Below are 19,212 nucleotides of genomic sequence, written 5' to 3'. Positions count from 1 at the left end.
TGTAATCAGTCTTATTCGTTAACGCTGTCTTTCAGCGCTTTCGCGATGGTCATCTTAACAACCTTGTCCGCGTCTTTCTTGAACTGTTCGCCGGTGGCAGGGTTACGCACCATACGCTCGGGACGTTCGCGGCAGTAGATTTTGCCAATGCCGGGAAGGGTCACAGCGCCACCGCCGGAAACCTCTTTCGTGATCAACGCGCAAACCGCGTCCAGTGCCGCGCTTGCTGTTTTCTTGTCTTCGCCCATTTCCTCAGCCAAAGCCGCGACGAGCTGGGTTTTTGTCATTGGTTTAGTTGCCATCTTGTTTTTCTCCTTCGTCCGCCCGGATTAGGGCCTCACGCGCAGAATGTAACGGTATGTTGTGGTTGAACACAACGAATAGGTCGCAAGAAACCGCGAAAACATGCTATTTTCAGCCGATTTCGGCCTTTAGAGAAAAGCAGTTTCGTCAAACGAGCGCAATTTTCGGCTGTGCAACCGCTCTAGCGGCATATCGCGCAGCTGTTCCATAGCGCGAATGCCGATCATCAAGTGCCGTGCGACCTGCGTTTTATAGAAATCTGACGCCATACCGGGCAGTTTCAATTCACCATGCAGCGGTTTGTCAGAGACGCAAAGCAACGTGCCGTAGGGCACTCGGAACCGGTAGCCGTTGGCTGCGATCGTGGCACTTTCCATATCCAGCGCCACGGCGCGGGACTGGCTAAGCCGCTGCACCGGACCGGATTGATCGCGCAGTTCCCAGTTGCGGTTGTCGATGGTGGCGACGGTGCCTGTGCGCATGATCCGCTTCAGCTCGTAGCCTTCAAGCTGGGTGACCTGTTCAACGGCGTCCTCCAGCGCGATCTGGATCTCGGCCAGCGCGGGGATCGGAACCCAGACCGGCAGGTCGTCGTCCAGCACGTGGTCTTCGCGCAGATAGCCATGCGCCAGCACGAAATCCCCAAGCGCTTGGGTGTTGCGCAGGCCAGCGCAGTGACCAACCATCAGCCACGCATGGGGGCGCAGCACGGCAATGTGGTCCGTCGCGGTTTTTGCGTTGGACGGTCCGACGCCGATATTAACCAGCGTGATGCCCGACCCGTTCGCGCGTTTCAGATGATAGGTCGGCATCTGCGGGGTTTTGACCGACGCATGCAGCGGCGCGTCGCCGTCCGAAATCTCGACGTTGCCGGTAGAGACGAAGGACGTGTAGCCGCTATCGGGGTCGCGCAGCATGGCGCGGGCGTATTCCTCGAACTCGGTGACGTAGAACTGGTAATTGGTGAACAGCACGTGGCTTTGGAAATGGTCGGGATCGGTGGCGGTGTAATGCGTCAGCCGTGCCAGCGAATAATCGACACGCTGCGCGGTGAAGGGGGCCAACGGGCGTACATTATCCACCGGCAGATAGGTCCCGTTTACGATATCGTCATTTGTGGTGCTCAGGTCCGGCACGTCGAACACATCGCGCAGGGTGAAATCCGCCGCACCTTCCTGCGGGATCGTCACGCTGTCGTCATTGCTAACCGCGAAATGCACGGGGATCGGTGTGTCGGATACCGCGATGGTCACGGGCTGGCCGTGGTTTTCGATCAGCAGCCCGATTTGCTGTGTTAGGTAGTGTTTGAACAGTTCGGGCCGCGTAATCGTCGCCGAAAACGTGCCGGGCGACGACACATGACCAAAGGACAGCCGCGAATCCACCTGCGCATAGCTGGAGGTGGTGAACCGGATCTCGGGGTAGAACGCCCTGATCCTTGTTTCGGGGGCCGCATTGTCCATCGCTTTCTGGAAATGTTCGCTCAGGAAACCCGTTGCTTGGCTGTAAAGTTCGATCAGGCGCGCAACGGCGGCGGCAGCGTCGGTGAATTGTTCGGCGGGGCGGGCATCTGGGGTCAGGATTTTGGTCATGAAACAGGCTCTAACAAAGGAATAAATTCAAAACTACGTACATCGACCAGTCCGAGGTCAGAGATGCGCAATTCGGGAATGACAACAAGTGCCAGAAGGGAATGCTGCATATAGGCGTTGTTCAACGTGCACCCACAATCGCGCATCGCCTGCATCATCGCTTCGGTCTTGGCGGCGACATCGGATGCGGGGTTGTCGGACATCAGGCCAGCAATCGGCAGTTCGACCATGGCCAGCTCTGCCCCGTCCTTAAAGATGCTGATCCCGCCGCCAACCTCGCGCAGACGGTTCGCGGCCATCGCCATATTGTCGGTATCAGTGCCCACCACGATCATGTGGTGACTGTCATGGGCAACCGTCGACGCCATCGCCATCGGCCCTTGATACCCAAAGCCAGACACCAGCGCGTTGACAACAGTGCCCGTGCCGCGATGCCGTTCAACCAGCGCGATCTGGCACACCTCGCCTGTGGATTGCACGCGCCCTTCGGTCACGGGCAGCTCGAACTTCAGCGCACGGGTCGGGGCTTGGTTTTCGACGACGCCGATCACATTGGCGGTAACAGCATTGGCCCCCGCAGGCGCCGTGATCTGGAAATCATCCGCGCCAAGGTCTTTGCCCATGTTGACGGTTTGCCGGGCATGGGGCGGCCAGTCGTAATGTGGACACTCTGCCAGACACACGCCATCTTCGGCCACGATCTGACCGCGTGCGATCACCGTTTCGATGGGGAGCGTTTTGAGGTCAGAGGTCAGGATCACATCGGCCCGTCGTCCAGGCGTCAGCGACCCTATCTCGCGCTCAAGCCCGAAATGCGTCGCGGTGTTGATCGTCGCCATTTGCAGCGCAATCAAAGGGTCGCAGCCGCAGTCGATGGCATGGCGCACCACGCGGTTCATATGGCCGTCATTCACCAAAGTGCCGGAATGGCAGTCGTCGGTGCATAGGATCATATTGCGCGAATCCAGCCCCTTTTCGGTGATCGCGGTGATCTGTGTTTCAATGTCGTACCAAGCAGACCCCAGCCTGATCATCGACCGCATCCCCTGACGCATCCGCGTAATCGCGTCTGCCTCGCAGGTGCCTTCGTGATCATCCGCCGGACCGCCCGCCACATAGGCAGCAAAGGCCGGCCCCAGATCGGGCGAGGCATAGTGCCCGCCCACGGTCTTGCCCGCGCGTTGCGTCGCCGCGATCTCGGCCAACATCTTGGGGTCGCCCGCGGTCACACCGGGGAAGTTCATCATCTCGCCCAGACCGATGATACCGGGCCAGTGCATCGCCTCGGCGACATCCTCTGCTGTGATTTCAAAGCCGGTGGTCTCGAGGCCGGGGGCGGAGGGCGCACAGGATGGCATTTGCGTGAAGATATTCACCGGCTGCATCAGGGCTTCGTCATGCATCATGCGCACGCCTTCCAGCCCCAGCACATTGGCGATTTCATGCGGGTCGGTGAACATTGACGTGGTGCCATGGGGGATTACGGCGCGAGCAAACTCCGCAGGTGTCAACATACCGCTTTCGATGTGCATATGCCCGTCACACAGGCCGGGGATCATGTAGCGGCCCTTGGCCTCGATCACCTTGGTCGTGTCGCCTTTGCAATGGCTGGCGTCCGGCCCGACAAAGGCGATGCGGCCCGCCTTGATCGCGATATCATGGTCCGGCAGGGTTTCGCGCGTATGCACGTTGGCCCAGATACCGCCGGTGATGATCGTATCCGCAGCGCTGCGTCCCGCCGCAACAGCGACCAGTTGATCGGCCACATCGGGCCATGAGGGGAATGTGTGTTCTTTCATACCTGACGTTGACACGAAGATTGCCCGAGGTTCAAGCACGAGGCTTTGTGGCGTTTGCACTGTCCGTGCCGACTGGGCTAACTGTGGGCGACCAACAGCACGTAAGGCCATCCCATGAAAATTATGTTTGTGCACCAAAATATGCCCGGCCAATACCGCGAGCTGGTGCAATGGCTGGCCGACCAGCGTGCGCACCAGATCTATTTTCTGACCCAACGCAAGAACCCGCCCCGCTTTGATGGCGTCGAAACACGGTTCTACAAGACACACCACCGACCGGCAGAGAACGCCTATGGGCTGTCAAAGAACTGGGAGGAATCCACGGGCAACGGTTTGGGCGCTGCCCGTGCCGCCAAGCAGATCGAACGCAGCGAAGGGTTCAAGCCGGATATTGTCGTGGGCCACGTGGGGTGGGGGGAGCTGACGTTTTTCAAACAGATATGGCCCGATGTCCCGATCATCGGCTTTTTCGAATATTATTACAGCGAAACCGGCGGGCCCGTGGGCTTTGACCCTGAAGAGCCTGTAACCGAGAACACGCCGTTTTTGCTGCATGCGCGCAACGCCGTGCCGCTGGCGAATATCGAAACCGTCGATGTGGGGCTCAGCCCGACATACTGGCAGCGCGACCGTTTCCCACAAAGCTTTCATCGTAAGCTCTATGTCTGCCACGACGGGATACGCACCGATCAGTTGCGGCCGAACCCGTCGGTGACACTGAAACTGGGGCGGCTGGACCACGTACTGACGAAGGACGACGAGGTGCTGACGTTTGTGTCGCGCAACCTTGAACGCACGCGGGGCTTTCATGTGTTCATGCGGGCGCTGCCTCGCATCCTGAAACAGCGGCCCAATGCGCGGGTGCTGGTGGTGGGCGGCAACGACACGTCTTATGGGGGCAAAAGCAAACACCCCGGCGGGCTGCGCGCCGAGATGGAGGCAGAGGTTGGCAAGCACGTCGATTGGTCGCGGGTGCATTTTCTGGGCAAGCTGTCCTACGAGGATTACCAGAAGGTTATTCAGATCAGCCGCTGCCATCTTTATTTGACCATGCCATTTGTGCTGTCGTGGTCCCTGCTCGAGGCGATGGCGATGGGCGCGACGATTGTCGGCTCTGACGTGGCCCCCGTGCGCGAGGCGATTACCCACGGCGAAACCGGTCTGCTATGCGATTTCTTCGATCCCGATGCGCTGGGCGATCAGGTGGCGGATGTGCTGGGCAATCCGGCGGCCTATGCGCATCTGGGGCCGGCGGCGCGGGCACATGTGGTCGAGACCTATGACTTCCTGAGCAAATGCCTGCCGGAACATATCGCGCAGATGAATGCATTGGTCCCCGAGGGGCAGCGGATCGCCTTGCCCCGGACCCCCACCACATAGAAAGGACGCCTCATGGAGAAAACGCTGCTGTCGATCGGGCATGGCTTTAGCGCGCGCGCCCTCGCCGCACGGCTGGTGCCGCAGGGCTGGCGCATCGTCGGCACCACGCGCAGTCCCGACAAGGCAGATGCCATTGCGGACACGAGCGTTGAACCCGTGGTCTGGCCGGGGGCCGATCTGGGGGCGTTGATCGCGCAGTTTCCCAATGTGCTCGTCTCGGCGGGACCGGACAGCGCAGGCGATCCGGTTTTGAATGCGGTCGAGGATGCAGTCACCCGCGCCGCGCCCGATCTGCGGTGGGTCGGTTACCTGTCGACAACAGGGGTTTACGGCGACCACGACGGCGATTGGGTGGACGAGGACACGCCGCTGACACCATCGACCAAGCGCGGACGCGCCCGTGTCACGGCAGAGGCAAGATGGCAGGCGATCCCCGATCTGCCGCTGCATATCTTTCGCCTCGCAGGCATCTATGGCCCCGGACGCGGCCCCTTTGCCAAGGTGCGGGCCGGAACGGCGCGGCGGATCATCAAGCAGGGGCAGGTCTTCTCTCGCATCCATGTCGAGGATATTGCCCAAGCGCTTGAGCTGTCCTTGCAGCGGCCCGACCCGGGCGCGGTCTATAATCTGTGCGACGATGACCCCGCGCCACCGCAAGACGTGATCGCCCACGCGGCAGAGCTGCTTGGCCTTCCCGTGCCCCCCGCGATCCCCTTTGATCAGGCCGATATGACCCCCATGGCCCGCAGCTTTTACGCGGAAAGCAAGAAGGTTCGGAACGACCGTATTAAGCAGGCGTTAGGCTGGGCACCGCAGTTCCCCACCTATCGGGCTGGGCTGACGGCATTGCTTGCACGAGACAGCTGACCTTTGGGGGGTATATGCACAATATCGAGGAGCGTAGCCTCACCCATCTGTTGGACGGGATGGAGCAAGCGGCCAGCCGCGAGACGGTCACGATCAACGATGTGCTGAACGAATTCGGAGAGCGGTCCCTGCTCCCCTTCATTCTGGTGGCCGCGCTGCTGTTAGTGTCGCCGCTGTCCGGTGTCTTTGGTGTGTCCAGTTTCATGGCGATGGTCGTCATCGTGCTGTCGGCGCAGGCGGTCTATGGACGCAAACGTCTGTGGTTGCCGCAATTCCTGCTGCGCCGCGAGGTCAAATCAACACGGTTGCTGTTTTGCGTGCGGTGGCTGCGCAAGCCCGCGGCGTTCTTTGATCGCCACTCGGGTAAGAGGCTCCAGTTTCTGACGACAGGCCCGATGCGTCTGCTGACGTTGGTGACCTGCGTGATCCTGCCCGTGGGCTGGCCCTTGCTTGAATTCGTGCCCTTCGCGTCGTCTTTCGGGGGCGGAACGGTGGCGCTGTTTGCTTTTGGTCTGTTCACCCGTGACGGGCTTTATGTGTTGCTGGGGTATCTGACGATCTTGCTGACATCGCTGACCTTTTACGCCGTCATTTTCTGATCATCCCAGATAGGCACGCAACGCGTCGGGCGGATTGTCCATCAACGCTGCGGCAGGCTGAGGTGCCTGCGCGGTGCCACCTTCGACAAAAATCACCTGATCCGCGATACGGCGCACGTCTTCGGGGGCGTGGGTCACCATGATCAGCGCTGCGCCGGTTTCTGCGGCGAGCTCTGCCACCAGATCAAGCATATCGTTACGCAGGGCAGGACCAAGTGCGGCAAAGGGTTCGTCGAGCAGTACAAGCGGGCGGGCTTGTACCAGTACCCGTGCGAGGGCCACACGGCTTTGCTGCCCGCCGGAAAGCTCGGCAGGTTTGCGGGCAGCCATCCCCTGCAGCCCGACGCGATCGAGCGCCTCGTGTACACGGGTTTGTTCCGCAGTGCTGAGCCGCAGGTCGGGGCGCAGCCCCAGCCCCACATTTTGCATCACGCTGAGATGGGGAAAGAGGTTGTTGTCCTGAAAAAGCATCGTCATCGGCCGCGCACCGGGGGCCGCTTGGGTGATGTCTGTGCCCTGCCACAGCAGCCTGCCAGTACTGAGCGGAATGAACCCGCAAAGCGCCCCCAGCAGGGTGGATTTCCCCGCACCCGAGGGGCCGATCACCGCATAGGTCTGCGCGGGCGCAAGGGTCAGGTCGGCGTGCAGGGTAAAGCTGCCTTGGGTGATCTGTGCGGTCTCAAGCGTCAGCATGCCAGCGCCCTCCCTTGTCGAATATCCAGAAAATCCCCAGCGACAGCGCCAGCAGGATCAGGGCCGCACCCGCCGCGGCCTCCATCCGGTAGGCCCCCATCAAGCGATACATTTGCAGTGGCAGGGTGGCACTGTCGGGGTCGGCGAACAAGGCGATGACCCCCAGATCTCCCATCGACAGGGCACCGGTCAGCCCCGCGGCAAATCCGATCTGCGGGCGCAAGCGTGGCAGGATCAGCCAGCGCCAAAGCGGCCAGCCGCGCAGCCCCAACATTTGCGCCTGCCTGCCGTAAACCTGAACCGTGTCGCGCAGGCGGGGCACCAGAATACGCAGGGCAAAGGGCAGGGCCATCAGCGCATTGACCAGTGCTGTGACGGGCAGGGCCAGCGTAAAAGGGCTGGCGATGGGGTTGATCAGAATGAACCAGCCGGTGCCGATCATCAGCGGAGAGGCAGCCAAACCCAAGAGGCCCACCGCCTCTACCCCGCCGCGGGCGCGGGTCGCGATCCATCCGGCAAGGGGGAGGGCCAAGGCCAGCAAGACCACCACGCTGATTAACGCCACGGTGACAGAGGTGCCCGCCGCCTGCCACACGCTGGCGGGCATTTGCGGCAGGCCGATCACCCCGCGCAGCAGGACCGAGGTCAGGGGCAACAGAAGAAACCCCGCCGCCAGCGTGATGAACAGCGCATCGATCCCCCGTTGCAACCCGCCGCGCGCGTCCCAGCGGTGCAGGGGTCGGTCCTGCCCGCCGCCCAGACTGATCGCGGGGATGATCCAAAGCGCCAGCGCGCCGGTGCTGCCGGCAAGGCCAAGCTGCACCAGCGACAGCAGTGCAGCACGGTTTAGGTCAAAGTCGAAACGGAACGCCTGATAGATCGCAAGCTCGATTGTCGTGGCGCGGGGGCCGCCGCCGAGGGTCAGCGCTACGGCAAAGCTGGTCAGGCAGATCACAAAGATCAACGCCGCTGTGCCGGGCAGGATCTGGCGGAGCAGGGGCAGTTCAATGCTGCGGAACACGGCGCGCGGGGTCATGCCAAGCTGCGCTGCCAGCCGGAAACGTTCAGCGGGCACGGTTTGCCACGCCTGCAACAGCAGTCGCGTTGCCAGTGGCAGGTTAAAAAAGACATGTGCCAGCACGACTCCATGCAGCCCGTAGATAGAGATGCCGGGCAGTCCGACCAGCGTCAGACCCGCATTCAGCCAGCCCGCGCGGCCAAACACCGCAAGCACCCCCAGCACGGCGACAATCACCGGCAGGATAAAAGGTGCCCCAAGCAGCGTCACCAGCAGCCCGCGCCCGACAAAGCGCCGCCGCGCCAGCGCACGGGCGACAGGGATTGCCAGCACGGTAGACAGCAGAGCGGAAAGCACGGCCTGTAGCACGGTAAACCGGATCGCGGCCCAATCGGCCGGGCCAAGCCCGCTGCCGAACTCCGCCCGCCAAAGTACCGCCACCACCGCAGCAAGGATCAGCGCCGCAACCAGAATGGCGGCGCTGATGCCGGTTTTCGTGCTTATTGCGACAGCGCGGAGAGCCATTCGGCCAATGCTTCCTCGCGCAGGGCGGGCACGTCACCGTTCGGGATCAGCAGCGCCTTGTCTGGTTCGATCAACTGTTCAAAGCCTTCGGGCAGCCCGCCTTGGGGCGTAACGGCGGGGTACATCCAATTGGTCGTGGGCAGCACCGATTGCGCCGCGTCCGATACCATGAACTGCATGAATTGATCGGCCAGCCCGGGCTGGTCGGTGCCCGCCAGTTTGCCGACCACTTCGATCTGCATGTAATGGCCTTCGTCAAAGGCGGCGGCGGCTTTGGTCGCGTCCTCTTCGGCGATCAGGTGATAGGCGGGGGACGTGGTATAGCTCAGCACCATGTCGGCCTCGCCCTCAAGGAACAAGCCGTAGGCTTCGGACCAGCCTTTGGTCACGGTCACGACGTTATCCGCCAAACCTTCCCAGATCGCGGGGGCCTCGTCGCCGTAAGCCTCCTTGACCCACATCAGCAGGCCCAGACCGGGGGTAGAGGACCGGGGGTCCTGAATCACGATCTTGAGGTCACTGTCGGCTAGCGCGCGAAAGTTCGCAGGCGGTGTCAGATCGGCGTTATGGACAAAGGCAAAATAGCCCCAGTCGTAGGGGGCAAAGCTGTCGTCCTCCCATGTGACGGGCAGGTCGTAATCCGCATCAACTGTGGCCGCCGCGAACAACCCTGTTTCCTTGGCCGCCGCGATCAGGCTGGTATCAAGCCCCAGCACCAGATCGGCGTCAGACCGTGCGCCTTCCAGCTTGAGCCGCGCCAACAGCGCCGCGCCATCGCCCATGCCTACGAATTTCAGATCGCAGGCACACTCTGCTTCAAAGGCCGCTTCGATTACAGGGCCGGGGCCCCATTCGGCGACAAAGCTATCGTAGGTATAGACCACCAGTTCGGGCGTGTCGGCCCATGCCTGCGTGGCGAAAAGCGTGGTGGCAGCAAGTGTAAGATACTTCATGGCATCCTCCAAAATGCGGCGTCAGAAAGCGTTGGAGGTGTATCCAGACCTTCCCTCCGCCGGTGTTAACCGGTTCAGGTTCAACGGGTCCGTGCGCGCACATCTCAGCCTGTCAGGCCCCCCGAGGTGCCTTATCGGTAGAACGCCTGTCGCCCGCGCGCAAGGTGAAACCCCTTGAGGCATGGTGCAGCCCCCGTTAAGGATCACCGCCAAAGGAGCACATCCCATGTCGATCAACAGCTTTGGCCATCTTTTCCGTGTGACCACCTGGGGCGAAAGCCACGGGCCTGCTTTGGGGGCCACGGTGGACGGCTGCCCCCCCGGTGTGACGATCACCGAAGAGATGATCCAGCAGTGGATGGACAAGCGCAAACCCGGCCAGAACAAATACACCACGCAGCGCCGCGAAGCGGATGAGGTGCGGATCCTGTCAGGTGTGTTCGAAGGCGTCACCACCGGCACACCGATCCAGCTGATGATCGAGAACACCGACCAGCGGTCCAAAGACTATGGTGACATCAAGGACAAGTTCCGCCCCGGTCACGCCGACATCACGTATTTCCAGAAATACGGCATCCGCGATTACCGTGGCGGCGGGCGGTCGTCAGCACGTGAAACCGCGTCGCGTGTGGCCGCAGGCGGGCTTGCGCGCGAAGCGATCAAGGCGATCGCGCCGAATGTGCAGATTACCGGCTATATGGTGCAGATGGGCCCGCATAAAATCGACCGAGATGCGTTTGATTGGGACCAAATCGAACAGAACCCGTTCTGGGTGCCCGACGCCAAGGCAGCTGACGACTGGGCCGCGTATCTGGACGGTTTGCGCAAATCCGGATCCTCTGTCGGTGCGATCATCGAGATCACGGCACGCGGCGTGCCCGCGGGCCTTGGTGCGCCGGTCTATGGTAAGCTCGACACCGATCTAGCCGCTGCGATGATGAGCATCAATGCCGTCAAAGGTGTCGAGATTGGCGAAGGGATGTCCGCCGCCATGCTGACCGGAGAGTTGAACGCAGACGAGATCAGCATGGGCCCCAACGGCCCTGTCTATTCGTCGAACCATGCGGGCGGTATTCTGGGCGGCATCAGCACCGGCCAAGACATCGTGCTGCGTTTCGCGGTCAAACCGACGTCGAGTATCCTGACCACGCGCAAGACGATCACCAAATCCGGCGAAGACACAGAGATCATCACCAAGGGTCGCCACGATCCGTGCGTTGGTATCCGCGCCGTGCCCGTGGGCGAGGCGATGATGGCCTGTGTGCTGCTGGATCACATGCTGCTGCACCGTGGTCAGGTCGGCGAAAATCAGGGCGTCATCGGCTAAGCTGCGCAGGGCGCTCGTATTTTTCGCACATGGGCGGGAATAGCACGCGCAGGTTGACGCGGGGTCTTGCAACTTGAAACGCACAGGCGCAAGCATGCGCCATGCAAAGCACTACGACAGAGCACCGCCCCGGCCGGGCCATCGCCCTCAAACTGGGGGCGGTCTTCCTGTTCTCGGTCATGGCGGCCCTCATCAAGATCGCGACGGCCACCGTGCCCGCCGCCCAAGCCGTGTTCTATCGGTCGTTCTTTGCCTTCCCGATGATCATCCTGTGGCTGTGGCAAAGCGGTGACCTGCGCGACGGGCTAAAGCCAAGCAATCTGATGGGCCACGTCTGGCGCGGCGTCTTTGGAACCACGGCGATGGCGCTGACCTTTGCGGGGCTAAGCCTGCTGCCCCTGCCAGAGGTGACGGCCATCGGCTATGCCACGCCGCTGTTCACCGTGATCTTTGCCGCGATATTCTTGGGCGAACAGGTGCGTGTGTTCCGCCTGTCCGCTGTGGCGATCGGGTTGATCGGGGTGTTGATCGTTTTGTACCCCCGCTTCACCGTGGACGGGGATAGCGTGTCGCAACTGGCGATGATGGGCGCGATTATGGTGGTTGCTGCGTCGATCATGCGTGCGCTGGTCCAGATCCACGTGCGCCGTCTGGTGCAAACCGACAGCACGGCGGCCATCGTGTTCTACTTTTCACTCACCGCGACCTGCCTGTCGTTCTTTACCCTGCCCGCAGGGATGGTGATCAACTGGGAGCCGCTTTGGTGGGTGAACCCCGGTTGGCAGGTCTCGGCGTTGTTGATCCTGTCGGGCATGATCGGCGGGGTGTCGCAGATCATGATCACCGCGTCATATCGCTATGGGCCGGTGTCGATGCTGGCCCCATTCGACTATGCATCAATGATCTTTGCGGTGCTGATCGGCTGGGTCTTGTTCAGCGAAATCCCGACACCTGCGATCCTGATCGGGGCGGGTCTGGTCATCGCCGGCGGTGCGGCGATCATCTGGCGGGAACGGCAATTGGGGCTGGACCGGTCCAAATCCAAGGCGAGCAGCACCCCCCAAGGAACCCCAAGCTGACAGCACGCGAAAATGCGTGTCAGGATTGCATTTTGTGCTAGCCTGACCCTCTAGGGTGTGGAATCGCAGGTCTCCTGAGTGTTCCGCACCCTGCTTTCTGGGAGGGAAACATGAAATTAACCAAGATTATTGCTACTGCCGTATCCATTGGTTTCGGGGCAACTGCCGCATGGGCGCAAGACTGCGCCCCATCGCAATGGGGGGCGGAGGATCAATTGGGATCGGCCAACCTGATCTCGACTGAACGCACGCTAGAGGCGGCTAAATTGATCAAACAGGGCAAATCGATGCCGCTGGGGATCGTGATCGGGCCGGACACCCCTGCCTTTCCGCCTCGGTCTTTGAACCTGCAAATCGTTCAGCCCAACCAGCACGGTGGGCAAAAACTGTCGTCCTTTGGCTATGAAGGCAACTATAACGACGACCTGCTGCAAACCTGGATCGGAATCGGGTCGCAGCTGGACGGGCTGGGGCATCTCGGGGAAAACGGGATGTACTATAACTGTCTGGATGAGAAAGAGATCTCGGCAATCAGCGGCCTGACAAAACTAGGGACCCACGCTGTGCCGCCCTTGGTCGGGCGCGCTGTGATCATCGATATGGCCAAACATATGGGCAAGGACGTGCTGGCCGCCGGAGAGCATTTCGGCGAGGCAGAGATCACCGCCGCGATGGAAGCGCAGCAGGTCACCGTGAACGAAGGCGATATCGTGCTGTTTCACACCGGTTGGACCGATGGCATGATGGAAAGCGACCCAAGCGCGTGGGGGTCTACCGAACCGGGGCTGAACAACGAAGGCGCGGTGTTTGTCGCGTCGATGAACCCGCTGGCCGTGGGCGCTGACACATGGGGCCTCGAAGCCATTCCGCCGAAAGAAGGTGACAAGGTATTCTATGGCCACGTCACGCTGCTCAAGGACAATGGCATCTATATTCTGGAAACCATGAACACAGGCCCGCTGGTCGCTGAAGGCGTGCAAGAGTTTATGTTCGTGCTGGGACAGCCGCTGATCAAAGGCACGGTGCAGGCGATGATCAATCCGGTCGCGCTTTACTAAGGCGGCTTGCTGTATCGCAGGTGTGGAAACGAAAACGGCGCGGGGGTGTGAACCCTCGCGCCGTTTTGTCTTAGTGGGTCGGTTCAGGCCCGGACGAGCTTTTCGTAGTCTTCCGAAATCTCGCGGGTCAGCGCGCCGACCTCGAAAGTGTAGTCGCCGATCTGGCCGACGGGCGTGACCTCGGCTGCGGTGCCGGTCAGCCAGCACTGTTCAAAGCCTTCCAGCTCTTCGGGCATGATGTGGCGCTCGTGCACGGTCAGGCCCTTGTCTTTGAGCATCCCGATCACGGTCTGACGTGTCAGCCCGTTAAGAAAGCAATCGGCCAGCGGCGTGTGCACTTCGCCGTCTTTGACGAAAAAGATGTTCGCGCCGGTCGCTTCGGCCACATAGCCGCGGTAGTCCATGAACAGCGCGTCAGAACAACCCTTGGCTTCTGCCGCGTGTTTGGAAGTGGTGCAGATCATATACAGGCCCGCCGCTTTGGCGTGCACGGGGATCGTCTCGGGCGAGGGGCGTTTCCACTTTGAGATGTCGAGCTTGGCACCCTGCATCTTGGCGTCGCCATAATAGTTGCCCCATTCCCAGCCGGCGATGGCCAGCCGCACAGGGTTGCGCGCCGCCGAGACACCCATATCAGGGCCGGCACCGCGCCATGCGACTGCGCGGACATAGGCGTCGGTCCAGCCGTTCGCCTTAAGCATTTCGTATTTCGCGGTCTCGATTGCATCGACGGAATAGGGGATCTCAAAGTCGAGGTACTGTGCCGATTTCCGCAGCCGCTCAGAGTGTTCGCGGCTTTTGAAAATCTTGCCGTTGTAGCAGCGTTCGCCTTCGAACACCGATGACGCATAGTGCATGGCATGGGTCAGAATATGGACATTGGCCTCGCGCCAATCGACCATTTTGCCGTCCAACCAGATTTTGCCGTCGCGATCGTCATATGCGCCGTCCATGATGTATCCTTCCTAAAAGCACCTTGGGGTTTATGAAAATTGCGTCAAACCCGCTGCGTGCAGACATATAATTACGCAAAACATGGGATTCGATAGCCTTTGACACTTGGAAAGTCAATAACGCTGACGTAAGCTCTTGGCGCAGCAACGGGAGACTAAAATGGCGGACGGACGCGGCCCATCATCACACACGGGCGAGAACCTGCTATTCCTGACGGATGAACAGCTGCGTCAGGGGATCGAGGCGATGTTCTTTGCCTACCGCGGTTTCACGGCCGACCCCGACAAGATACTGGTGGACATGGCCTATGGTCGCGCACACCACCGTGCAATTCACTTTATTAACCGTGCACCGGGCACGACGGTGAACAATCTGCTGGGGATTTTGGGTGTTACAAAACAATCCCTTAATCGTGTCTTGCGCACGTTGATCGCCGATGGTCTTGTCAAAAGCCAAGTGGGAAAAACCGACAAGCGGGAGCGGCATTTGTATCTGACCGACGCAGGGCGCGCGCTCGAACAGGCATTATCTGATGCACAACGGATGCGGATGCGCAGCGCGTTCCGCGATGCCGGACCAGAAGCGGTCGCGGGTTTCCGCACCGTACTAGAGGCGATGATGGACCCTGAAATGCACCACAGCTACACGCGCCTCAAGGAGAATGGCGCGTGAACGAGGCAGATGCGCACCTGCTGATCGTCGATGATGACGAACGTATCCGGTCGTTGTTGCAGAAGTTTCTGATGCGGCATGGCTTTCTAGTGACCACGGCCCGCGACGCGGCCCATGCACGGCGCATTCTGGCGGGGCTGGATTTTGATCTGATCGTGTTGGATGTGATGATGCCGGGCGAGGACGGGTTGAGCCTGACCCGTGGTCTGCGCGAAACCATGCAAACACCAATTCTGCTGCTGACCGCCAAAGGCGAGACGGAAAACCGGATCGATGGGCTGGAAGCAGGGGCGGATGATTATCTTGCAAAACCGTTTGAACCCAAGGAGCTGTTGCTGCGGATCAACGCAATCCTGCGCCGCATGCCGGACACCCGCGTTGCAGATGCAACGCCCAAGGTGCTGTCGATGGGCGCGATCCGCTATGACATCGAACGCGGCGAGCTGTGGCAGGGCGAAGATCTGGTTCGATTGACCGCCACCGAAATCCAGCTGATGCGCATTTTTGCCGCCCAACCGGGGATGGCGCTCAGCCGATCCAAACTGGTCGAGGAACTGGGTCGCGACCGCGGGCAGGCGCAGGAACGTGCTGTCGATGTGCAGATCACGCGTCTGCGCCGCAAAATCGAAGATAACCCCAAACAGCCCCGCTATCTGCAAACCGTACGTGGCGCGGGCTATATGCTGGCCCCCGACTGACGCTCCCTAGCTGCAGGGGGTGATCCGCAAAATTGGTGCCAGAGAATTTGCGCCCAATAAATCGGCACGGTCACTGGAAGCCAAAGCGCGGGCGGGCTATGTTTGGGCCAAGTTTGATGGATGGGATTCACAGCAATGACAGATACTCCGGTAGAAGAGATGAGCTTTGAGGCGGCGATGGCGGAACTGGAAAAGGTTCTGGGCCAGCTAGAGCGGGGCGATGTGGCGCTGGACGAAAGCATTTCGCTCTATGAGCGCGGTGCCAAGCTCAAGAAACGCTGCGAGACCAAGCTCAAGGAAGCCGAAGAGAAAGTCGCGCAGATCACGCTGGACGGCGATGGCAACCCTGTCGGAGTGGCTCCTGTTGGCGGGGTTTGACATCTCGATTGAGGCCGAGCTGACACGCCCCCCCTTTGCAGAGGCACTGCCAAAGGCTGCGGAATTGGCGATTGGTCAGATATTGCACGGACTTGGCGGGCTGGACGGCACTGTGGCCGAAGCGATGCGCTATGCTGTGACAGGCGGTAAGGGTCTGCGGGCCTTTCTGGTGATCGAAAGCGCGCGGTTGCACGGGGTGATGGATGCGCAGGCCGCCCCCGCCGCCGGTGCCATCGAGGCGCTGCATGCCTATTCACTCGTTCACGACGATATGCCTTGCATGGATGATGACGCGCTGCGTCGGGGTCAGCCCACAGTGCACCTAAAGTGGGACGAGGCGACGGCGGTTCTGGCAGGCGATGCACTGCAAACACTGGCGTTTGAACTGGTCGCGGCGACGGGCTGTGGTGATGCTGAACGGGTTGCGCTGGTCACGGGGCTGGCGCGGGCCGCCGGTGTGCGCGGCATGGTGGGCGGGCAGGCGATGGACATCGCCGCCGAAACCGCGCGCCAACCGCTGACGCTAGACCAGATCACAACGCTTCAGGCCGGCAAGACCGGTGCGTTGATCGAATGGGCTGCGACAGCAGGGCCGGTAATGGCGGGCGATGATCCCGCCGCCCTTCGCAGCTATGCCCGCAACCTTGGTCTGGCGTTCCAGATCGCGGATGACATTCTTGACGTCGAAGGCGACGCCGCCACGGTGGGCAAAGCCGTCGGCAAGGATGCCGATGCGGGCAAGGCGACCTTTGTGTCGCTGCTGGGGCTGGACCCCGCCCGCGCCCGTGCCCGTGATCTTGTCGATGCTGCTTGTGATGCCCTGTCCCCTTACGGCACAGACGGAGAAACCTTGCGAGACGCAGCCCGCTTCGTTATTGCCCGCAAAAGCTGATCCGGTGGAGAGCCAGATGACCGATAGACCCGATACGCCCCTTTTGGACCGTGTAAACCGCCCTGCCGATCTGAAGAATTTCTCGGACGCAGAGCTGGTGAAACTGTCCCATGAACTGCGGGCAGAGACGATTTCTGCCGTATCAGAGACGGGCGGCCATCTGGGCGCAGGTCTGGGCGTGGTTGAACTGACGGTCGCGATCCATTCGGTGTTCGATACACCCAAGGACAAGCTGATCTGGGATGTGAGCCACCAGTGCTACCCGCATAAGATCCTGACCGAACGCCGCGACCGCATCCGCACCCTGCGGATGAAGGACGGGTTGAGCGGTTTTACCAAGCGCAGTGAATCGCCCTACGATCCCTTCGGTGCGGCGCATTCGTCGACCTCTATCAGCGCGGCTCTTGGGTTTTCAGTCGCACGTGATCTGGGGGGCAATGTCCCCGAAGGTCTGGGCGATGCGATTGCGGTGATCGGCGATGGGTCCATGTCGGCAGGCATGGCCTATGAGGCGATGAACAACGCGGGCCATCTGAAAAAGCGGATGTTCGTCATCTTGAACGACAACGAAATGTCGATCGCGCCGCCTGTGGGGGCGATGTCCACATACCTCAGCCGTTTGTACGCCGAAGAACCGTTTCAGGACTTCAAGGCCGCAGCCAAGGGTGCGGTCAGCATGTTGCCTGGCCCGTTCCGCGAAGGGGCCAAGCGCGCCAAGGATATGCTCAAGGGCATGGCCGTGGGTGGGACGTTGTTCGAACAGCTTGGGTTTTCCTATCTCGGGCCGATTGACGGGCATGACCTGAACCAATTGCTGCCCGTGTTGCGCACGGTCAAGGCACGGGCGACGGGGCCGGTGTTGATCCATGTGATCACCAAAAAGGGCAAGGGCTATGGCCCCGCCGAAGCCGCCCGCGACAAGGGCCACGCGACCGCCAAGTTCGATGTGCTGACAGGCGAGCAAAAGAAAGCGCCGTCGAACGCGCCAAGCTATACCCGTGTGTTTGCGGACAGCTTGATTGCCGAAGCGGCGAACGACGACAAGATTTGCGCCGTGACCGCCGCGATGCCGGACGGGACGGGGCTGAACCTTTTCGCTGAACGCTACCCCAGCAGGTGTTTCGACGTGGGTATTGCGGAACAGCACGGGGTGACATTCTCTGCCGGATTGGCGGCGGGCGGAATGAAGCCGTTTTGCACGATGTATTCGACCTTCCTGCAGCGCGGCTATGATCAGGTGGTGCATGACGTGGCGATCCAGCGTTTGCCGGTGCGGTTTGCGATTGATCGCGCGGGACTGGTCGGGGCCGATGGGGCCACCCACGCCGGTGCCTTTGATGTGGCGTTTTTGGCGAACCTGCCCGATTTCGTCGTGATGGCCGCCGCGGATGAGGCAGAGCTGGTGCATATGGTGGCCACGGCGGCGGCCTATGACGATGGGCCGATTGCCTTCCGTTTCCCACGGGGCGAAGGCGCGGGCGTGACCATGCCCGAACGCGGGGTGCCGTTGGAGATCGGCAAAGGGCGCATCATCGCCGAGGGCAAGCGCGTGGCGCTGCTGTCCTTTGGCACGCGCCTGTCAGAGGTGGAAAAAGCCGCCGAGGCGCTGCGGGCCAAGGGGATCACGCCGACCATCGCCGACGCACGCTTTGCCAAGCCGCTGGATCGCGAGATGATCCTGTCGCTGGCCGCCGATCACGAGGCGCTGATTACGATTGAAGAGGGCGCCGTTGGCGGTTTTGGCAGCCATGTGGCGCAGCTTCTGGCGGATGAGGGCGTGTTCGACGCGGGGCTGAAGTACCGGTCGATGGTGCTCCCCGATACCTTTATCGATCAGGCAAGCCCTGCCGATATGTATGCGGTCGCGGGGATGAACGCCGAACACATCGAGGCCAAAGTGCTGGATGTTCTGGGCATTGCCAGCATCGGGGCGCAGCGGGCCTGACGCTCAGGCCCGCGCAATAAAGGGGTATCAGGCGTCGAGCAATTGCCGCGCTGCCACGATGCCAAGCGCCGCCGAAGCTGCCTCGCGGCCCTTTTCGACGAAATGCGCGCGATAGATCGCATTGTGATGGTCGGTTTCCTGATAGTGATGCGGCGTCAGCGATACGGATAGCACGGGCACACCCGTATCCAGCCCCACGCGCATCAACCCGTCGACCACAGCTGTCGCCACGAAATCATGCCGGTAGATGCCGCCATCGACCACAAAGGCCGCGCAGATGATTGCATCATACTTGCCGGATTTGGCGAGGGTCTGCGCCATCAGCGGCATCTCGAACGCGCCGGGGACATCGACCACGTCGATTTGGCTGGCGGGGATGGATTCTGCAAACCCGTCATAAGCGCGGTCCACAATATCGGCGTGCCAGCGTGCTTTTACAAAGGCGTAGCGGGTGTGTGTCATAGTGATCTCCTTTTTTTC

General features: G+C 61.1%; 19 protein-coding genes and 1 riboswitch. Of the genes, 11 read left to right on the top strand and 8 right to left on the bottom strand.

The window, feature by feature from the left end; genetic code table 11:
* Window positions 1-11 precede the first annotated feature (11 nt).
* The 3 genes from BLQ98_RS01680 to ade form a co-directional block, all read right to left on the bottom strand.
* Window positions 12-287, bottom strand: coding sequence for an HU family DNA-binding protein (locus tag BLQ98_RS01680; protein ID WP_005850942.1), 276 nt, complete (start codon window positions 285-287; stop codon window positions 12-14).
* Window positions 288-431: 144 nt separating this feature from the next.
* Window positions 432-1,895: an AMP nucleosidase gene (locus BLQ98_RS01675; protein ID WP_093731612.1), complete on the bottom strand. Its 1,464-nt coding sequence runs from the start codon at window positions 1,893-1,895 to the stop codon at window positions 432-434.
* Window positions 1,892-3,694, bottom strand: a complete 1,803-nt coding sequence (gene ade / locus BLQ98_RS01670) for an adenine deaminase (RefSeq protein ID WP_093731611.1) — start codon at window positions 3,692-3,694, stop codon at window positions 1,892-1,894. Before ade ends, BLQ98_RS01675 begins: the two co-directional genes overlap by 4 nt.
* A 114-nt stretch (window positions 3,695-3,808) precedes the next feature.
* Here ade and BLQ98_RS01665 point away from each other — a divergent pair, with 114 nt between their 5' ends.
* The 3 genes from BLQ98_RS01665 to BLQ98_RS01655 are packed head-to-tail and all read left to right on the top strand — an operon-like array spanning window position 3,809 to window position 6,540.
* Window positions 3,809-5,074 carry a glycosyltransferase family 4 protein gene (locus tag BLQ98_RS01665; protein ID WP_093731610.1) on the top strand — a complete coding sequence of 422 codons (1,266 nt, stop codon included), beginning with the start codon at window positions 3,809-3,811 and terminating at the stop codon, window positions 5,072-5,074.
* Window positions 5,075-5,086: 12 nt separating this feature from the next.
* Complete coding sequence (locus BLQ98_RS01660; protein ID WP_093731609.1) at window positions 5,087-5,941, top strand: SDR family oxidoreductase; 855 nt, start codon at window positions 5,087-5,089, stop codon at window positions 5,939-5,941.
* A 14-nt stretch (window positions 5,942-5,955) separates the two neighbouring features.
* Entirely contained in the window at window positions 5,956-6,540 is a 585-nt protein-coding gene (locus BLQ98_RS01655; protein ID WP_093731608.1) for an exopolysaccharide biosynthesis protein, read from the top strand.
* Here the strand turns inward: BLQ98_RS01655 and BLQ98_RS01650 are convergent, their stop codons facing one another.
* From BLQ98_RS01650 to thiB, 3 genes are read right to left on the bottom strand one after another with little or no spacing between them, the layout of a single operon-like run.
* The gene (locus tag BLQ98_RS01650) at window positions 6,541-7,233 is read right to left on the bottom strand and encodes a thiamine ABC transporter ATP-binding protein (protein WP_093731645.1); all 693 of its coding nucleotides are present in this window, start codon (window positions 7,231-7,233) and stop codon (window positions 6,541-6,543) included.
* Entirely contained in the window at window positions 7,220-8,776 is a 1,557-nt protein-coding gene (locus tag BLQ98_RS01645; protein ID WP_093731607.1) for a thiamine/thiamine pyrophosphate ABC transporter permease ThiP, read from the bottom strand. Before BLQ98_RS01645 ends, BLQ98_RS01650 begins: the two co-directional genes overlap by 14 nt.
* Window positions 8,752-9,729, bottom strand: coding sequence for a thiamine ABC transporter substrate binding subunit (thiB, locus tag BLQ98_RS01640; protein WP_093731606.1), 978 nt, complete (start codon window positions 9,727-9,729; stop codon window positions 8,752-8,754). The genes BLQ98_RS01645 and thiB overlap by 25 nt, the downstream gene beginning before the upstream one ends.
* A 34-nt stretch (window positions 9,730-9,763) precedes the next feature.
* A riboswitch (TPP riboswitch) is annotated at window positions 9,764-9,863 on the bottom strand.
* A gap of 92 nt (window positions 9,864-9,955) precedes the next feature.
* On the opposite strand from thiB, the gene aroC reads away from it, so the two are divergent.
* The 3 genes from aroC to BLQ98_RS01625 all read left to right on the top strand — a co-directional run bounded on the left by aroC (window position 9,956) and on the right by BLQ98_RS01625 (window position 13,193).
* Window positions 9,956-11,056, top strand: coding sequence for a chorismate synthase (gene aroC / locus BLQ98_RS01635; protein WP_093731605.1), 1,101 nt, complete (start codon window positions 9,956-9,958; stop codon window positions 11,054-11,056).
* Between the two features lie 101 nt (window positions 11,057-11,157).
* The gene (locus BLQ98_RS01630) at window positions 11,158-12,135 is read left to right on the top strand and encodes a DMT family transporter (protein WP_093731604.1); all 978 of its coding nucleotides are present in this window, start codon (window positions 11,158-11,160) and stop codon (window positions 12,133-12,135) included.
* 110 nt (window positions 12,136-12,245) lie between these two features.
* The gene (locus BLQ98_RS01625; protein ID WP_093731603.1) at window positions 12,246-13,193 is read left to right on the top strand and encodes a cyclase family protein; all 948 of its coding nucleotides are present in this window, start codon (window positions 12,246-12,248) and stop codon (window positions 13,191-13,193) included.
* Between the two features lie 83 nt (window positions 13,194-13,276).
* Here the strand turns inward: BLQ98_RS01625 and BLQ98_RS01620 are convergent, their stop codons facing one another.
* On the bottom strand, window positions 13,277-14,146 hold the full coding sequence (locus tag BLQ98_RS01620) for a branched-chain amino acid aminotransferase (RefSeq protein ID WP_093731602.1): 870 nt from the start codon (window positions 14,144-14,146) through the stop codon (window positions 13,277-13,279).
* 160 nt (window positions 14,147-14,306) lie between these two features.
* Between BLQ98_RS01620 and BLQ98_RS01615 the strand changes: the two genes are divergently transcribed.
* From BLQ98_RS01615 to dxs, 5 genes are all read left to right on the top strand, one after another.
* Window positions 14,307-14,819, top strand: a complete 513-nt coding sequence (locus tag BLQ98_RS01615) for a MarR family winged helix-turn-helix transcriptional regulator (protein ID WP_093731601.1) — start codon at window positions 14,307-14,309, stop codon at window positions 14,817-14,819.
* Window positions 14,816-15,517, top strand: a complete 702-nt coding sequence (locus BLQ98_RS01610) for a response regulator (protein ID WP_093731600.1) — start codon at window positions 14,816-14,818, stop codon at window positions 15,515-15,517. The genes BLQ98_RS01615 and BLQ98_RS01610 overlap by 4 nt, the downstream gene beginning before the upstream one ends.
* A gap of 135 nt (window positions 15,518-15,652) precedes the next feature.
* Window positions 15,653-15,895: an exodeoxyribonuclease VII small subunit gene (locus tag BLQ98_RS01605; RefSeq protein ID WP_005850957.1), complete on the top strand. Its 243-nt coding sequence runs from the start codon at window positions 15,653-15,655 to the stop codon at window positions 15,893-15,895.
* On the top strand, window positions 15,855-16,787 hold the full coding sequence (locus tag BLQ98_RS01600) for a polyprenyl synthetase family protein (RefSeq protein ID WP_244148360.1): 933 nt from the start codon (window positions 15,855-15,857) through the stop codon (window positions 16,785-16,787). Before BLQ98_RS01605 ends, BLQ98_RS01600 begins: the two co-directional genes overlap by 41 nt.
* Window positions 16,788-16,803: 16 nt before the next feature.
* Window positions 16,804-18,732, top strand: a complete 1,929-nt coding sequence (gene dxs / locus BLQ98_RS01595) for a 1-deoxy-D-xylulose-5-phosphate synthase (RefSeq protein WP_093731598.1) — start codon at window positions 16,804-16,806, stop codon at window positions 18,730-18,732.
* Window positions 18,733-18,759: 27 nt separating this feature from the next.
* Here the strand turns inward: dxs and BLQ98_RS01590 are convergent, their stop codons facing one another.
* A complete protein-coding gene (locus BLQ98_RS01590) occupies window positions 18,760-19,200 on the bottom strand; it encodes a 6,7-dimethyl-8-ribityllumazine synthase (protein ID WP_273098035.1) in 441 nt (146 codons plus the stop codon).
* Window positions 19,201-19,212: the final 12 nt, after the last annotated feature.

The organism is Sulfitobacter litoralis (assembly GCF_900103185.1).
Classification (GTDB): Bacteria; Pseudomonadota; Alphaproteobacteria; order Rhodobacterales; family Rhodobacteraceae; genus Sulfitobacter; species Sulfitobacter litoralis.
Note: the sequence above shows the minus strand (reverse complement) of the source record. Positions and strands in the feature narration are given on the sequence as shown.

What these genes read in the sequence shown, in the direction of transcription:
- BLQ98_RS01680 (WP_005850942.1), bottom strand. Translation starts at nt 287, where the DNA reads ATGACAAAAACCCAGCTCGTCGCGGCTTTGGCTGAGGAAATGGGCGAA.
- BLQ98_RS01675 (WP_093731612.1), bottom strand. Translation starts at nt 1,895, where the DNA reads ATGACCAAAATCCTGACCCCAGATGCCCGCCCCGCCGAACAATTCACC.
- ade (WP_093731611.1), bottom strand. Translation starts at nt 3,694, where the DNA reads ATGAAAGAACACACATTCCCCTCATGGCCCGATGTGGCCGATCAACTG.
- BLQ98_RS01665 (WP_093731610.1), top strand. Translation starts at nt 3,809, where the DNA reads ATGAAAATTATGTTTGTGCACCAAAATATGCCCGGCCAATACCGCGAG.
- BLQ98_RS01660 (WP_093731609.1), top strand. Translation starts at nt 5,087, where the DNA reads ATGGAGAAAACGCTGCTGTCGATCGGGCATGGCTTTAGCGCGCGCGCC.
- BLQ98_RS01655 (WP_093731608.1), top strand. Translation starts at nt 5,956, where the DNA reads ATGCACAATATCGAGGAGCGTAGCCTCACCCATCTGTTGGACGGGATG.
- BLQ98_RS01650 (WP_093731645.1), bottom strand. Translation starts at nt 7,233, where the DNA reads ATGCTGACGCTTGAGACCGCACAGATCACCCAAGGCAGCTTTACCCTG.
- BLQ98_RS01645 (WP_093731607.1), bottom strand. Translation starts at nt 8,776, where the DNA reads ATGGCTCTCCGCGCTGTCGCAATAAGCACGAAAACCGGCATCAGCGCC.
- thiB (WP_093731606.1), bottom strand. Translation starts at nt 9,729, where the DNA reads ATGAAGTATCTTACACTTGCTGCCACCACGCTTTTCGCCACGCAGGCA.
- aroC (WP_093731605.1), top strand. Translation starts at nt 9,956, where the DNA reads ATGTCGATCAACAGCTTTGGCCATCTTTTCCGTGTGACCACCTGGGGC.
- BLQ98_RS01630 (WP_093731604.1), top strand. Translation starts at nt 11,158, where the DNA reads ATGCAAAGCACTACGACAGAGCACCGCCCCGGCCGGGCCATCGCCCTC.
- BLQ98_RS01625 (WP_093731603.1), top strand. Translation starts at nt 12,246, where the DNA reads ATGAAATTAACCAAGATTATTGCTACTGCCGTATCCATTGGTTTCGGG.
- BLQ98_RS01620 (WP_093731602.1), bottom strand. Translation starts at nt 14,146, where the DNA reads ATGGACGGCGCATATGACGATCGCGACGGCAAAATCTGGTTGGACGGC.
- BLQ98_RS01615 (WP_093731601.1), top strand. Translation starts at nt 14,307, where the DNA reads ATGGCGGACGGACGCGGCCCATCATCACACACGGGCGAGAACCTGCTA.
- BLQ98_RS01605 (WP_005850957.1), top strand. Translation starts at nt 15,653, where the DNA reads ATGACAGATACTCCGGTAGAAGAGATGAGCTTTGAGGCGGCGATGGCG.
- BLQ98_RS01600 (WP_244148360.1), top strand. Translation starts at nt 15,855, where the DNA reads ATGGCAACCCTGTCGGAGTGGCTCCTGTTGGCGGGGTTTGACATCTCG.
- dxs (WP_093731598.1), top strand. Translation starts at nt 16,804, where the DNA reads ATGACCGATAGACCCGATACGCCCCTTTTGGACCGTGTAAACCGCCCT.